Annotated in this window: 12 protein-coding genes; 10 read left to right on the top strand and 2 right to left on the bottom strand. The window is 72.0% G+C overall.

All coding sequences use genetic code 11. The features are described from left to right. The first annotated feature begins 80 nt into the window (after positions 1-80). From NUT86_RS06595 to NUT86_RS06580, 4 genes are all read left to right on the top strand, one after another. Positions 81-1,184 (top strand): NAD(P)H-dependent flavin oxidoreductase, encoded by a 1,104-nt coding sequence (locus tag NUT86_RS06595; protein WP_159490641.1) that lies wholly within the window; start codon positions 81-83, stop codon positions 1,182-1,184. A 19-nt stretch (positions 1,185-1,203) separates the two neighbouring features. Next, a complete protein-coding gene (locus tag NUT86_RS06590; protein ID WP_159490642.1) occupies positions 1,204-2,763 on the top strand; it encodes an acyl-CoA synthetase in 1,560 nt (519 codons plus the stop codon). A gap of 123 nt (positions 2,764-2,886) precedes the next feature. Then, positions 2,887-4,449, top strand: a complete 1,563-nt coding sequence (locus NUT86_RS06585) for an acyl-CoA synthetase (protein ID WP_159490644.1) — start codon at positions 2,887-2,889, stop codon at positions 4,447-4,449. Between the two features lie 123 nt (positions 4,450-4,572). Next, positions 4,573-5,373 (top strand): VOC family protein, encoded by an 801-nt coding sequence (locus NUT86_RS06580; RefSeq protein ID WP_274734074.1) that lies wholly within the window; start codon positions 4,573-4,575, stop codon positions 5,371-5,373. Positions 5,374-5,412: 39 nt separating this feature from the next. Here NUT86_RS06580 and paaK read toward each other — a convergent pair whose 3' ends face one another. Continuing rightward, on the bottom strand, positions 5,413-6,729 hold the full coding sequence (paaK, locus tag NUT86_RS06575; protein ID WP_274734072.1) for a phenylacetate--CoA ligase PaaK: 1,317 nt from the start codon (positions 6,727-6,729) through the stop codon (positions 5,413-5,415). Positions 6,730-6,851: 122 nt separating this feature from the next. Here paaK and NUT86_RS06570 point away from each other — a divergent pair, with 122 nt between their 5' ends. Then, on the top strand, positions 6,852-7,550 hold the full coding sequence (locus tag NUT86_RS06570; protein WP_274734070.1) for an alpha/beta fold hydrolase: 699 nt from the start codon (positions 6,852-6,854) through the stop codon (positions 7,548-7,550). 107 nt (positions 7,551-7,657) lie between these two features. Further along, complete coding sequence (gene aroQ, locus NUT86_RS06565) at positions 7,658-8,284, top strand: gamma subclass chorismate mutase AroQ (RefSeq protein WP_274734069.1); 627 nt, start codon at positions 7,658-7,660, stop codon at positions 8,282-8,284. Positions 8,285-8,311: 27 nt separating this feature from the next. Here the strand turns inward: aroQ and NUT86_RS06560 are convergent, their stop codons facing one another. Continuing rightward, the gene (locus NUT86_RS06560; RefSeq protein ID WP_274734067.1) at positions 8,312-9,940 is read right to left on the bottom strand and encodes an acyl-CoA synthetase; all 1,629 of its coding nucleotides are present in this window, start codon (positions 9,938-9,940) and stop codon (positions 8,312-8,314) included. A 328-nt stretch (positions 9,941-10,268) separates the two neighbouring features. On the opposite strand from NUT86_RS06560, the gene NUT86_RS06555 reads away from it, so the two are divergent. The 4 genes from NUT86_RS06555 to NUT86_RS06540 are packed head-to-tail and all read left to right on the top strand — an operon-like array spanning position 10,269 to position 14,246. After that, positions 10,269-11,069 carry a crotonase/enoyl-CoA hydratase family protein gene (locus tag NUT86_RS06555; RefSeq protein ID WP_274734065.1) on the top strand — a complete coding sequence of 267 codons (801 nt, stop codon included), beginning with the start codon at positions 10,269-10,271 and terminating at the stop codon, positions 11,067-11,069. 14 nt (positions 11,070-11,083) lie between these two features. Continuing rightward, the gene (locus NUT86_RS06550; RefSeq protein ID WP_274734064.1) at positions 11,084-12,031 is read left to right on the top strand and encodes a Zn-ribbon domain-containing OB-fold protein; all 948 of its coding nucleotides are present in this window, start codon (positions 11,084-11,086) and stop codon (positions 12,029-12,031) included. Next, positions 12,031-13,080 (top strand): thiolase domain-containing protein, encoded by a 1,050-nt coding sequence (locus tag NUT86_RS06545; protein WP_109888132.1) that lies wholly within the window; start codon positions 12,031-12,033, stop codon positions 13,078-13,080. The genes NUT86_RS06550 and NUT86_RS06545 overlap by 1 nt, the downstream gene beginning before the upstream one ends. Further along, positions 13,080-14,246 (top strand): thiolase domain-containing protein, encoded by a 1,167-nt coding sequence (locus NUT86_RS06540; protein ID WP_148588631.1) that lies wholly within the window; start codon positions 13,080-13,082, stop codon positions 14,244-14,246. The genes NUT86_RS06545 and NUT86_RS06540 overlap by 1 nt, the downstream gene beginning before the upstream one ends. Positions 14,247-14,384 lie beyond the last annotated feature (138 nt).

Raw genomic sequence — 14,384 nt, 5'->3', positions numbered from 1 at the left:
CGGAACGACCCGACGCAAGTTTCTGACGAGGCATCAGAAAATCTCTTCCCTCGTACGGCCCGCTGCGGCATCCTGCGCCCATGCAGACGGAGCTGAGCAACACGCTGGGAGCCGAGCACGCCGTCTTCGGGTTCACCCCCTTCCCCGCGGTCGCCGCGGCGATCACGCGGGCCGGCGGGTTCGGAGTGCTCGGGGCGGTCCGGTACACCGCGCCGGACGAACTGGCGCGTGACCTCGACTGGATGCAGGAGCACACCGACGGGCTGCCGTACGGGCTCGATGTGGTGATGCCCGCCAAGAAGGTGGCAGGCGTCAGCGAGGCCGAGGTCGAAGCGATGATCCCAGAGGGGCACCGCCGCTTCGTCGCCGAACTGCTCGAAAAACACCGGGTACCGCGGCTCGCGGAGGGCGAGGCGTCCGGCTGGCGGATCACCGGGTGGATGGAGGAGGTCGCCCGCACCCAGCTCGATGTGGCCTTCGACTACCCGATCAAGCTGCTGGCCAACGCCCTCGGGTCGCCGCCGGCCGATGTCATCGAGCGCGCCCACGCGCACGGCGTCCTCGTCGCCGCGCTGGCCGGCAGCCCCCGGCACGCCCTGCACCACAAGGCCGCCGGCATCGACATCGTCGTCGCCCAGGGGTACGAGGCCGGCGGGCACACCGGCGAGATCGCCACCATGGTGCTCACCCCGGAGGTGGTGGCTGCCGTCGACCCGCTGCCGGTGCTCGCCGCGGGCGGCATCGGCACCGGGGAGCAGATCGCCGCCGGGCTCGCCCTCGGCGCACAGGGCGTCTGGCTGGGCTCGCTCTGGCTGACCACCGAGGAGGCCCAGCTGCACTCCCGGCGGCTGACCGCGAAACTGCTCGCCGCGGGCCCCGGGGACACCGTCCGCTCCCGCGCCCTGACCGGCAAACCCGCCCGTCAGCTGCGCACCGCGTGGACCGACGCCTGGGACGACCCGAGCGGCCCCGGCCCCCTGCCCATGCCGCTGCAGGGCCTGCTGGTCGCCGAGGCCAACTCCCGTATCCAGCGGCACGAGGTCGAGCCGCTGCTGGGTACCCCGGTCGGCCAGATCGTCGGCCGGATGAACAGCGAGCGCAGCGTACAGGCCGTCTTCGACGAGCTGACCCGCGGCTTCGAGCGGGCCATCGACCGGATCAACCGCATCGCCGGACGCGCGTGAACCCGAGGAGGACAGCGGAATGAGCAAGGACTCCCCACCGCCCAACGGCTTCTGGGCGCAGGCCGCCGCCGACCCGGACCGGACGGTCCTGATCACCCCGGACGGCGAGGAGTGGACCGCGGGCCGGCTGCACGCCGCGAGCAACCAGCTGGTCCACGGGCTGCGCGCGGCGGGCCTGGAGCGCGGCGACGCCTTCGCCGTGGTCCTCCCCAACGGCGTCGAGTTCTTCACCGCCTACCTCGCCGCGTCCCAGGCCGGTTTCTACCTCGTCCCCGTCAACCACCATCTGGTCGGCCCGGAGATCGCCTGGATCGTGGCCGACTCCGGGGCGAAGGTGCTGATCGCGCACGAGCGGTTCGCGCAGGCGGCCCGGCAGGCCGCGGACGAGGCGGAGCTGCCCGCGTCCCAGCGCTACGCCGCCGGTCACATCGACGGCTTCCGGCCGTACGGGCAACTCCTCGACGGGCAGCCGGAGTCGGCGCCCGCCGACCGCACCCTGGGCTGGGTCATGAACTACACCTCGGGCACCACCGGACGCCCGCGCGGCATCCGCCGCCCGCTGCCCGGCACCCCGCCCGAGGACTCCTACCTCGGCGGCTTCCTCGCCATCTTCGGCATCAAGCCGTTCGACGACAACGTCCACCTGGTCTGCTCACCGCTCTACCACACGGCCGTGCTGCAGTTCGCCGGTGCCTCACTGCACATCGGCCACCGCCTCGTCGTGATGGACAAGTGGACACCGCAGCGCATGCTGGCCCTGATGGACGAGCAGCGCTGCACCCACACCCATATGGTGCCGACCCAGTTCCACCGACTGCTCGCGCTGCCGGAAGAGACCCGTGCGGCGTACGACGTGAGCGCGATGCGGCACGCCATCCATGGCGCCGCGCCCTGCCCCGACCACGTCAAACGCGCGATGATCGACTGGTGGGGCGACTGCGTCGAGGAGTACTACGCGGCGAGCGAGGGCGGCGGTGCCTTCGCGACCGCCGAGGACTGGCTGAAGAAGCCCGGGACGGTCGGCAAGGCCTGGCCGATCAGCGAACTTGCCGTCTTCGACGACGACGGCAACCGGCTGCCCGCGGGCGAACTCGGCACCGTCTACCTGAAGATGAGCACCGGCGGCTTCCGCTACCACAAGGACGAGGGCAAGACCCGGAAGAACCGGATCGGTGACTTCTTCACCGTCGGCGACCTGGGCTATCTCGACGAGGACGGCTATCTCTTCCTCCGTGACCGCAAGATCGACATGATCATCTCGGGCGGGGTGAACATCTACCCCGCCGAGATCGAATCCGCCCTGCTCAGCCACCCCGCGGTGGCCGACGCGGCCGCCTTCGGCATCCCGCACGACGACTGGGGCGAGGAGGTCAAGGCCGTCGTCGAACCCGCCGAGGGCCATCCTCCGTCGCCCGGACTGGCCGCGGAGATCCTGGCCCACTGCGCCCAGCAGCTGGCGGGCTACAAGCGGCCCAAGTCGCTCGACTTCATCGCCGTCATGCCGCGCGACCCCAACGGCAAGCTCTACAAGCGCCGGCTGCGTGACCCGTACTGGGAGGGCAGGGAGCGCGCCCTGTAACCGTGCACCCCGCGTGCCCGCCGCGGCTGACGGCGGCCGGTCCACCCTCCGGGGGGCCGGCCGCCGGCGGCGGACTCCGCCGGGTGCCTTGACCCGGAGGGGGGTGCGGCCCAGGATCGCGCCATGACGCAAGCGCGGAGCAATACGGTCGACGGAGTCCTGCGACGCAGCGCCCGCCGGGTGCCCGGACGGACCGCGGTGCGGTACGCGGACCGGTCCTGGACCTATCGCGAGCTGGACGAGGCGGTGACCGCCGCGGCCCGGGTGCTGCTGGCGGACGGCCTGGAGCCCGGCGACCGGGTCGCCTCCTACGGGCACAACTCCGATGCGTATCTGATCGGCTTTCTGGCCTGCGCCCGCGCCGGACTGGTGCACGTTCCGGTCAACCACAGCCTGACCGGCGAGGATCTGCGCTACCTCTTGGACCAGTCGGGCAGCGCGCTGGTGCTCACCGACGCCGCGCTCGCGCACCGGCTGCCGGATTCCGTACGCACCATGCCCCTCTACGGGGCGCCCGGCGGGCTGCTGGAGCGGCTCGCGGCCCGGGAAGCGCCCGCGGGCACCGGGCCGGGGCCGGCGGGGCCCGGCGCCGCGGACCTGGTCACCGAGGTGCCCGACGACGCCCTCGTGCAGCTCCTCTACACCTCCGGAACCACCGCGCTGCCCAAGGGCGCGATGATGACGCACCGCGCCCTGGTACACGAGTACACCAGCGCCGTCGTCGCCCTCGACCTGAAGGAGACGGACCGGCCGGTGCACTCGCTGCCGCTCTACCACTCCGCGCAGATGCATGTGTTCCTGCTGCCGTATCTGGCGGTGGGCGCGGAGAACACCATCCTGGACGGGCCCGACCCGGGCCGGATCTTCGACCTGGTGGAAGCGGGCCTGGCCGACAGCCTGTTCGCCCCGCCGACCGTGTGGATCGCGCTGGCGAACCACCCCGATTTCACCGTCCGGGAGCTGAGCGGGCTGCGCAAGGCCTACTACGGGGCCTCGATCATGCCGGTTCCGGTCCTGGAGCGGCTCCGCGCCCGGCTGCCCGGCCTCGCCTTCTACAACTGCTTCGGGCAGAGCGAGATCGGGCCGCTGGCCACCGTGCTCGGCCCCGGGGAACACGAGGGCCGGATGGACTCCTGCGGGCGCCCGGTGCTGTTCGTCGAGGCACGGGTGGTGGACGAGGAGGGCCGGGAGGTACCCGACGGCACCCGGGGTGAGGTCGTCTACCGGTCACCCCAGCTGTGCACCGGCTACTGGGACAAGCCGGAGGAGACCGCCGAGGCGTTCCGGGGCGGCTGGTTCCACTCCGGTGATCTCGCCGTCCGCGACGCGGAGGGCTATTTCACGGTGGTCGACCGGGTCAAGGACGTCATCAACTCCGGTGGCGTACTGGTCGCCTCGCGCCAGGTGGAGGATGTGCTCTACGAGCATCCGCAGGTGGCCGAGGTCGCCGTCATCGGGCTGCCGGACGAGCGCTGGATCGAGGCGGTGACCGCGGTGGTCGTACGGCGCGCGGACAGCGCGGGCGGTGGCGACGAGGTGGGGGAGCGGGAGCTGATCGAGGCGGCCCGCGCCCGCCTGGCACCGTTCAAGGCGCCCAAACGGGTGATGTTCGTGGACGCGCTGCCGCGCAACGCCAGCGGCAAGGTCCTCAAGCGCGAGCTGCGGGCCCGGTTCGGCGCACCCTGAGGCGGGCCCTGAGCCGGGCCCGGCGCGGTGTGTGTGAAGGGCGGCTGTCAGTGCCCGCTGACATGCTGAGAAATGGCGCGCACACCGCCGTGCACGTCACGATCCGTGCAACGGAGGTCCTCCATGCTGACCACCAACTATGTCCCGGGCACCCCGAACTGGCTCGACCTGGGAGCCCCCGACATCGACGCCGCCGTCTCCTTCTACTCCGCCGTGTTCGGCTGGAGCTTCCGGTCGGCCGGCCCGGATGCCGGCGGATACGGTTTCTTCCAGCTCGGCGGCGAGACGGTCGGCGCCATCGGCCCCCTGATGGACGAGGGCGCCCGCTCCGCCTGGACCGTGTACTTCCAGACCTCCGACGCGGACGCCACCGCCAAGACGGTGCAGCAGGCCGGCGGCTCGGTGCGGGTCCCGCCGATGGATGTCTTCACCGCCGGCCGGCTGGCCGCCTTCACCGACCCGGCGGGCGCCGACTTCGCCGTCTGGCAGCCGGGCGACGTCCAGGGCCTGGAGCGGGTGATGGAGCCGAACACGCTGTGCTGGACGGAGCTGTACACCACCGACGCGGCCGCGGCCAAGGACTTCTACCGCTCCGTCTTCTCCTGGGACCACCAGGACATGCCGATGGGCGGCGGTCTCATCTACTCGGTCGTCTCCGCACCGGGCGGCGGCGAGGGCGACGACTCGGGGCAGGGCGGCATCATGCAGCTGCCGGAGGAGAACCTGAAGGCCGGTTCGACCTCGGAGTGGCACCCGTATTTCGGTGTGACCGACTGTGACGCCACCTTCGCCGCGGCCACCGGCCAGGGCGCCACGGTACTGATCCCGCCCACCGATGCCCCTGGCGTCGGCCGGCTGGCCATGGTCAAGGACCCGGCAGGAGCCCCGTTCGCCCTGATCAAGGGGGACCCGATGATGACCTGAACGGCCCTGCCGCAGACGGCTGCGGACGGCCGGCGGCCGTCAGGCGGTGTCCCGCGGCCGGGCGTCCACAATGCGCTTGATCTTGCCGACCGAGCGCTCCAGCGTCTCCGGGTCGACGATCTCGACCGCGACCGAGACCCCGATGCCCTCCTTGACGCTGTGCGCGATCAGCCCGGCGGCTGCCGTGCGTGCCTCAGGGGTCGCATCCGGCCGGGCCTCGGCGCGCACGGTCAGCCGGTCCATCCGGCCCTCCCGGGTCAGCCTGAGCTGGAAGTGCGGGGCGACGCCGGGGGTACGCAGCACGATCTCCTCGATCTGTGCGGGGAAGAGATTGACCCCCCGCAGAATGATCATGTCGTCGCTGCGTCCGGTGATCTTCTCCATCCGGCGGAAGGCGGGGCGGGCGGTGCCGGGCAGCAGCCGGGTCAGATCCCGGGTGCGGTAGCGGACGACCGGCATCGCTTCCTTGGTGAGCGAGGTGAACACCAGCTCCCCGTGCGCACCGTCCGGCAGCACCTCGCCGGTGAGCGGATCGACCACCTCCGGGTAGAAGTGGTCCTCCCAGATGTGCAGCCCGTCCTTGGTATCCACACACTCCTGGGCGACGCCCGGGCCCATGACCTCCGACAGGCCGTAGATGTCCACGGCGTCGATCGCGAACCGCTCCTCGATCTCGCGGCGCATCGCCTGTGTCCAGGGCTCGGCGCCGAAGACACCCACCTTCAGCGAGGTCGTCCGGGGATCGATGCCCTGCCGCTCGAACTCGTCCAGCAGGGTGAGCATGTACGAGGGCGTGACCATGATGATCTCGGGGCGGAAGTCCTGGATGATCTGCACCTGCCGGCCGGTCATCCCGCCGGACGCCGGGACGACCGTGCAGCCGAGCCGCTCCGCGCCGTAGTGCGCGCCCAGCCCGCCGGTGAACAGCCCGTATCCGTACGCGATATGGACGGTGTGACCGGGCCGGCCGCCGGCCGCGTACAGAGAACGGGCGACCACATCCGCCCAGTGCGACAGATCGCGCTCGGTGTAGCCCACGACCGTCGGGCGGCCGGTGGTGCCGCTGGAGGCATGGATGCGGCGCACCTCCGCCTTGGGGACGGCGAACATCCCGAAGGGGTACTGGGCGCGCAGATCGTCCTTGACGGTGAACGGGAAACGGGCGAGATCGCCGAGCGAGCGGCAGTCCTGCGGATGCACCCCGGCCCGGTCGAAGGACTCCCGGTAGAACGGGATGTGGTCATAGGCATGCTGCAACGAGGCGCGCAGCCGGGTCAGTTGCAGCGCGCGCAACGCGTCCCCGGAGAGCCGTTCCACCTCGTCGAACGTCTCACTGCCCGTAGCCGCTTCCGGCATGGGGTTCACCGCCTCGGTTTCCCTACCGATCATTCGGTAGCTGCATGCTGATCCAAGTAATCAGCGCGCGGCGAACACGTCAAGGGGCGTGGCGCAGCCGGCTCGCGGGTAGCGTCCAGCGCATGAGTGACGTCCAGAAAGTGCAGGTCGGTGAGGTCCAGCTGGCATACCGGGTGTGGGGAGAGGAGGACGCGCCCCCGGCCGTGCTGCTGCACTGCCTCGGTGAGGACGGCGAGGACTGGCGCGGAGTGGTCGGCCGGCTCGCCGGCACCCACCGTGTCTTCGCCCTCGATCAGCGCGGCCACGGCCACAGCGACTGGCCGGGCGACTACGGCTCCGCGCGGTGGCGGGACGATGTGATCGGCTTCCTCCAGGCACTCGGTCTGGAGCGGGTGACCCTCATCGGGCACTCGCTGGGCGCGCTGGCCGCCCTGCTGGTGGCCGCGGAGCGCCCGGAGCTGGTGGACCGGCTGGTGCTGGAAGAGGTGCCCCCGCCGCTGCCCGCCGACCCGCCGCAGGAGGTGCCGGAGCAGCCGGCCGGCCCGCAGCCGTTCGACTGGCAGGCCGAGGTCGCGGTGGTGGCGGAGCGCAATGCGCCCGACCCCGTGTGGTGGGAGGCGCTGGAGAAGATCGCCGCGCCGACCCTGGTCATCGGCGGCGGCGAGACCAGCCATATTCCGCAGGGACACCTCGACGAGCTGGTCGAGCGGCTCCCCGATGCCCGTCTGGTGACGGTGGAGGGCGCCGGTCATCTCGTCCACGAGGAGCGCCCCGGCGAGTTCCTCGCGGCGGTCAACTCGTTCCTGGCGCCCCGCCCGTAGCCCGCCGCGCGGTCGGCGGGCCGCGGCGCTCTCGTTCCCCCTGGGCTCGCCGCCGTACGCCACCCCGCAGTCCCGCCGGGGTGCCTGAGGTTCGAGAGAGGCCGACCGTGCAGCTGACCACCTCGCTACGGAGTGCCCTGGTCGCCGGTGCCGCCGCGACCGCCCTGTTCACCGGCGCCGCCGGGGCCGTCGCGGCACCCGCCGCCCCGTCGGCCGCGGTCGGCGCACCGGCCACCGTGCACTCCCCGTACGGTCAACTCCGGCCGCTCGCCGCACTGTCCGCGGAGCGGCTGGCCACCGGCGATCTGGTGGCCGCGGCGAAATGGGGCACCGGCGACCCGGTCGACGACCCGGCCCGGGAGCGGGAGGTGCTGCGGGCCGTGGCGGACCAGGCCCGCGAGCTGGGGGCCGATCCGGCGGTCACGGTGCGGATCTTCCGGGACCAGATCGAGGCCAGCAAGGTCGTGCAGCGGGGGCTGCACCGTGCGTGGGAGGCGGACCCCGGCCGGGCGCCGACCGAGCGGCCCGACCTGGGTGAGGTGCGGAAGGAGATCAACCGCATCAACGGCGAGCTGGTGCGGGCCATCGCCGGCTCCCCGTATGCCCGCTCGGCGCCGTACTGCGCTCCGCTGCTGACCGCGGCCGCCGTGCGGGTACGCCATGAGCGGCAGCTGGACGGTCTGCACACGGGCGCACTGGCCCGCTCGCTGCGGTCGGTCTGCGGCGGAGGCTGAGGCCCCGGCAGGGCGCGGCCGCCCGGCTCAGGCCGTCCGCTCGCCCGCTGCCACCGCCTTCGCCCAGCGGTAGTCCGCCTTGCCGCTGGGCGAACGCCGGATGTGGTCGGTGAAGACCACGGCGCGCGGAATCTTGTAGCCCGCCAGCCGCGTCCGGCAGTGGAGCTGGATGTCCGCCAGGGCCGGCTCCGCCGCCCCGGTACGGAGCTGGACCACGGCGGCGACGCGCTGGCCCCACCGCTCGTCCGGCACCCCCGCGACCAGCGCGTCATAGACGTCCGGATGTGCCTTCAGCGCCTGCTCGACCTCCTCCGGATAGATCTTCTCGCCACCGGAGTTGATGCACTGCGAGCCCCGGCCGAGGACGGTGACGATGCCCCCCTCGTCGACGGTGGCCATATCGCCCAGCAGCACCCATCGGTCCCCGTGCGCCTCGAAGAAGGTCTCCGCGGTCTTCTTGGGGTCGTTGTAGTAGCCCAGCGGGACATGCCCGCGCAGGGCGATCCGTCCCACCTCACCGGCCGGGACCGGCTCGTAGGTGGCCGGATCCACCACTGCCGTACGGGAGTTGACCCGCAGCCGGAAGCCCTTGTCCGGGCCCGAGTCCTCGGTGGCGGTGCCGTTGAACCCGGATTCGGAGGAGCCGAAGTTGTTGAGCAGCATGACGTGCGGGACCAGCGCGCTGAACTGGGCGCGTACGGTCTCGGAGAGGATCGCGCCGGAGCTGCTGACGCTGAACAGCGAGGAGCAGTCGGTGTCCTTGAGCGGCCCGCCGAGCGCATCGACGAGCGGGCGCAGCATCGCGTCGCCGACCAGGGAAACGCTGGTGACCCGCTCCCGTTCGATGGTCCGCAGCACCTCCTCGGGCACGTACTTGCGGTGGATGACGACCTTCTGGCCGAAGTGGAAGGCGATGAACGCGGTGAGGGTGGAGGTGCCGTGCATCAGCGGGGGAGTGGGGAAGAAGACCAGGCCGTCGCCCCCGGCCGCGACCCGCTCGGCCAGCTCCTGGGGCCGTTTGACCGGTTCACCGGTCGGTGCCCCGCCGCCCATACCGGAGAAGAAGATGTCCTCGTGGCGCCACATCACGCCCTTGGGCAGACCGGTGGTGCCGCCGGTGTAGATGACGATCCGGTCGTCGGCGGAGCGCGGGACGAATCCGCGGGCGGGAGAACCGGCGGCCTCGGCGTCCGCGAGCGCGACGGGGGCGATCCGGGGCTCGGGGGCGCCGTCGGGCGGGGTGCCGACCCGTACGAGATGCCGTAGCCCGGGTGCCTGGGGGAGGGCGGCGGCCACCCGCGCGGTGAACTCCGCGTCGAAGACCAGCGCCGCCAGGTCGGCGTCCCGGTAGAGGTAGGCCAACTCCTCTTCCACGTAGCGGTAGTTGACGTTGACCGGGACGGCGCGGATCTTCAGGCAGGCGTAGGCGGCCTGGAGGTATTCGATGCCGTTGTAGAGGTGCAGTCCGACGTGCCGGCCGGGGCCGATGCCGTGGTCGCTCAGGTGATGGGCCAGGCGGTTGGCCGCGCGGTCCAGCTCCGCGTACGTCAGCCGCCGCTCGGCGCCGCTCCCGGGATGGTCGACGTACACCAGCGCCTCGCGGTCGGGGACCGTGTCGACGATCGACTCGAAGAGGTCGGCAAGGTTGTACTCCACGTCTCCTCCAGACCGGGCGGGCGTCGGCTAGGGGGTGTCTCTCCGATCTCCGTGGGCCTGCGGCGCCTGGCACCGCACCTCGCGGCGTTGTCGCATCACCCACGGACGCCCAGTCCGCGGGAGACGCTCCGCCTTGCGATGCACGGCACCAGGCACCGCAGGCTGATCCACGGAGACCGAAGAGACACCCCCTAGGCGGTCATTAGAGCGCCGCCGCGAGGAGCAGGGAAGGGCCACGGACAAGAAATCTGACTGTCTGTCAGAAAAGCCTTGAAGTCGCTGTGCGGCTACTGCAACCTGTTCTCGTCGTGAGACGGGAGGACGGAACATGGGTGGTACGGAACATCTGGCGGTGGAGCGCATCGGCGCGACACTGGTGCTCACTCTCAACCGGCCGGAGGCGAAGAACGCGCTCTCGCTGCCGATGCTGGTGGGCCTGTACGACGGCTGGCTCGCCGCCGACGAGGACGACGGGATCCGCTCCATCGTCCTCACCGGCGCCGGCGGCACCTTCTGCGCCGGAATGGACCTCAAGGCCCTCGCGGGCGACGGGATGGCCGGCGAGCAGTACCGCGACCGGCTGCGCGCCGACCCGGACCTGCACTGGAAAGCGATGCTGCGGCACCACCGCCCCCGCAAACCCGTGATCGCCGCCGTCGAGGGGCACTGCGTCGCGGGCGGGACGGAGATCCTCCAGGGCACCGACATCCGGGTCGCCGGTGAGAGCGCCACCTTCGGGCTCTTCGAGGTCCGCCGCGGACTCTTCCCCATCGGCGGCTCCACCGTCCGTCTCGCCCGCCAGATCCCCCGCACCCACGCCCTGGAGATGCTGCTCACAGGACGGCCCTACCCCGCACGCGAGGCCGAACGCATCGGCCTGATCGGCCATGTCGTGCCCGAGGGGACCGCACGCGACAAGGCCCTGGAGATCGCCGAACTGATCAACGGCTGCGGACCGCTCGCCGTCGAGGCCGTCAAGGCCTCCGTCTACGACACCGCCGAGATGACCGAGACCGACGGGCTGGCGGCCGAACTCGCCCGCGGCTGGCCGGTCTTCGACACCGCAGACGCCAAAGAGGGCTCCCGGGCCTTCGCGGAGAAGCGCCCGCCCGTCTACCGGCGGGCCTGACCCAAGGAGTCCCTATGTCCGAGGTCCTCACGGCACCCCTCGTCGTGGAGTTCCCCTTCACCCGCTCGCTCGGCCCGGTCCAGAGCGCCTTCCTCACCGGGCTGCGCGAGCGCACCGTCCTCGGCGTCACCGCGAGCGACGGCCGGGTGGTCGTCCCGCCCACCGAATACGACCCGGTCACCGCCGAGGAGATCCGCGAGCTGGTCGAGGTGGGCAGCCACGGCACCGTCACCACCTGGGCCTGGAACCCGTCCCCCCGCCGCGGGCAGCCGCTCACCACCCCCTTCGCCTGGGTCCTGGTCCGGCTCGACGGAGCCGACACCGCACTGCTGCACGCACTGGACGCACCCGGCCCCGACGCCGTACGCACCGGGATGCGGGTCCGCGTCCGCTGGGCCGCGCAGCGCACCGGCGCGATCACCGACATCGCCTGCTTCGAGCCGGACGACAGCCCCGCCGGCGCACATGAACCGGCCCCGCACAGCGGCGAGTTCGCGAACGCCGTCACCGGCATCACCACCCCCGCCCGGCTCGACTACACCTACTCGCCCGGCCGCGCCCAGTCCCGCTACATCCAGGCCCTCTCGGACCACAAGACCATCGGCGAACGCTGCCCCTCCTGCCGCAAGGTCTACGTCCCGCCCCGCGGCGCCTGCCCCACCTGCGGCCTCGCCACAGACACCCAGGTCGAGGTCGGCCCCCGCGGCACCGTCACCACCTTCTGCATCGTCAACATCAAGGCCAAGAACCTCGACATCGAGGTCCCCTACGTCTACGCCCATATCGCCCTGGACGGCGCCGACCTGGCCCTGCACGCCCGGATCGGCGGCATCCCGTACGACCGGGTCCGCATGGGGCTGCGGGTGGAACCCGTATGGACCGAGCACGGCCGCTTCCCCGACCACTACCGCCCCACCGGTGAACCCGATGCCGACTACGACAGCTACAAGGAGCTGATCTGATGCGCGAGGTCGCCATCGTCGCCTTCGGGCAGAGCGATCATGTCCGCGACAGCGCGGAGACCTCCGAGGTCGAAATGCTGATGCCGGTGCTCCACGACGTCCTGGCACAGACCGGCCTGGCGGCCCGGGACATCGGCTTCACCTGCTCCGGCTCCTCCGACTACCTCGCCGGCCGCGCCTTCTCCTTCACCATGGCCCTGGACGGCGTCGGCGCCTGGCCGCCGATCTCCGAGTCCCATGTCGAGATGGACGGCGCCTGGGCGCTGTACGAGGCCTGGGTGAAGCTGCTCACCGGCGAGGCGGAGACCGCGCTGGTCTACGCGTACGGCAAGTCCTCGCCGGGCGATGTCCGCGAGGTCCTCACCCGCCAGCTCGACCCCTACTACGTCGCCCCGCTGTGGCCCGACTCGGTCGCGCTCGCCGCCCTCCAGGCCCAGGCCCTGATCGACGCGGAGCTGACCGACGAGCGGGAACTGGCCGGGATCGCGGCCCGCAGCCGTGCGGACGCCGAGACCAACCCGCACGCCCAGCTGCGCGGTGCCGTGCCCGCCGGCGAGCACCTCGTCGCCCCGCTGCGTACCGGCGACTGCCCGCCCATCGGCGACGGCGCGGCCGCCGTCGTCCTCGCCGCCGGCGACACCGCCCGCCGGCTGACCGACCGCCCCGCCTGGATCCGCGGCCTCGATCACCGCATCGAGGCACACAGCCTGGGCGTCCGCGACCTCACCGACTCCCCGTCCACCCGCCTCGCCGCCGAGCGCGCCGGAGCCTTCGAACGGCCCGTGGACACCGCCGAGTTGCACGCCCCCTTCACCTCCCAGGAAGTCGTGCTGCGCCGCGCCCTGAAGCTCGACGCGCCGGACTGCACGGTCCGGATCAACCCGTCCGGCGGCGCGCTCGCCGCCCACCCCGTCATGGCCGCCGGGCTGATCCGCCTGGGCGAGGCCGCCGCCCGCATCCAGAGCGGCGCCTCCGACCGCGCCCTCGCGCACGCCACCTCGGGTCCGTGCCTGCAGCAGAACCTGGTCGCCGTCCTGGAGGGTGAGTGATGAGCAAGGAGCCCGTGGCCGTCATCGGCATCGGCCAGACCCGGCATGTCGCCGCCCGCCGGGACGTCTCCCTCGCCGGACTCGTCCGCGAGGCCGCCCGGCGCGCCCTGGACGACGCCCAGTTGACCTGGGCGGACATCGACGCCGTGGTGATCGGCAAGGCCCCCGACTTCTTCGAGGGCCTGATGATGCCCGAGCTGTACCTCGCCGACGCCCTGGGCGCCGTCGGCAAACCGATGCTGCGGGTGCACACCGCCGGCTCGGTCGGCGGCTCCACCGCCCTGGTCGCCGCCAACCTCGTCGCCGCCCGGGTCCACCGCACCGTCCTCACCCTCGCCTTCGAGAAGCAGTCCGAGTCCAACGCCATGTGGGGCCTGTCCCTGCCGGTCCCCTTCCAGCAGCCCCTGCTCGCCGGTGCCGGCGGCTTCTTCGCCCCGCACGTGCGCGCATACATGAGGCGCACCGGCGCCCCGGACACCATCGGCTCCCTCGTCGCCTACAAGGACCGCCGCAACGCCCTCAAGAACCCCTACGCCCATCTCCACGAGAAGGACCTCACCCTCGAAAAGGTCCAGGCCTCGCCGATGCTCTGGGACCCGATCCGCTACTCCGAGACCTGCCCGTCCTCCGACGGGGCCTGCGCCATGATCCTCACCGACCGCACCGGGGCCGCCCGCGCCCCGCACCCGGCGGCCTGGGTGCACGGCGGGGCGATGCGCAGCGAACCCACCCTCTTCGCCGGCAAGGACTTCGTCTCGCCGCAGGCCGGCAAGGACTGCGCCGCCGATGTCTACCGGCAGGCCGGGATCACCGATCCGCGCCGGCAGATCGACGCGGTGGAGATGTACGTCCCCTTCAGCTGGTACGAACCGATGTGGCTGGAGAACCTGGGCTTCGCCGAGGAGGGCGAGGGCTGGAAGCTCACCGAGTCCGGCGTCACCGAACTCGACGGCGCGCTCCCCGTCAATCCCTCCGGCGGGGTGCTGTCCACCAACCCGATCGGCGCCTCCGGCATGATCCGCTTCGCGGAGGCCGCCCTCCAGGTGCGCGGCCAGGCCGGCGACCACCAAGTCGACGGCGCCCGCAGGGCGTTGGGACATGCCTACGGCGGCGGCTCCCAGTTCTTCGCGATGTGGCTGGTGGGCGCCGACACACCGGCCGGCTGACCTCTGCCGGGGGCGGGCACGCCCGGCCGGTGCGCCCGCCCCCGGATCACCACTCCACCGCCTCGCCACGTCCCCTGTCCGTTCCCGGAGACAGTGGTTAGGCTGATCGCGGACGACGAACCGGGAGGTGCGGGACAC

Origin of the sequence: Streptomyces sp. G7(2002) (assembly GCF_028870195.1) — a bacterium.
GTDB classification, from domain to species: Bacteria; Actinomycetota; Actinomycetes; order Streptomycetales; family Streptomycetaceae; genus Streptomyces; species Streptomyces nigrescens.
This window is presented reverse-complemented; position numbering and strand designations above follow the sequence as displayed.

What these genes read in the sequence shown, in the direction of transcription:
- NUT86_RS06595 (WP_159490641.1), top strand. Translation starts at nt 81, where the DNA reads ATGCAGACGGAGCTGAGCAACACGCTGGGAGCCGAGCACGCCGTCTTC.
- NUT86_RS06590 (WP_159490642.1), top strand. Translation starts at nt 1,204, where the DNA reads ATGAGCAAGGACTCCCCACCGCCCAACGGCTTCTGGGCGCAGGCCGCC.
- NUT86_RS06585 (WP_159490644.1), top strand. Translation starts at nt 2,887, where the DNA reads ATGACGCAAGCGCGGAGCAATACGGTCGACGGAGTCCTGCGACGCAGC.
- NUT86_RS06580 (WP_274734074.1), top strand. Translation starts at nt 4,573, where the DNA reads ATGCTGACCACCAACTATGTCCCGGGCACCCCGAACTGGCTCGACCTG.
- paaK (WP_274734072.1), bottom strand. Translation starts at nt 6,729, where the DNA reads ATGCCGGAAGCGGCTACGGGCAGTGAGACGTTCGACGAGGTGGAACGG.
- NUT86_RS06570 (WP_274734070.1), top strand. Translation starts at nt 6,852, where the DNA reads ATGAGTGACGTCCAGAAAGTGCAGGTCGGTGAGGTCCAGCTGGCATAC.
- NUT86_RS06555 (WP_274734065.1), top strand. Translation starts at nt 10,269, where the DNA reads ATGGGTGGTACGGAACATCTGGCGGTGGAGCGCATCGGCGCGACACTG.
- NUT86_RS06550 (WP_274734064.1), top strand. Translation starts at nt 11,084, where the DNA reads ATGTCCGAGGTCCTCACGGCACCCCTCGTCGTGGAGTTCCCCTTCACC.
- NUT86_RS06545 (WP_109888132.1), top strand. Translation starts at nt 12,031, where the DNA reads ATGCGCGAGGTCGCCATCGTCGCCTTCGGGCAGAGCGATCATGTCCGC.
- NUT86_RS06540 (WP_148588631.1), top strand. Translation starts at nt 13,080, where the DNA reads ATGAGCAAGGAGCCCGTGGCCGTCATCGGCATCGGCCAGACCCGGCAT.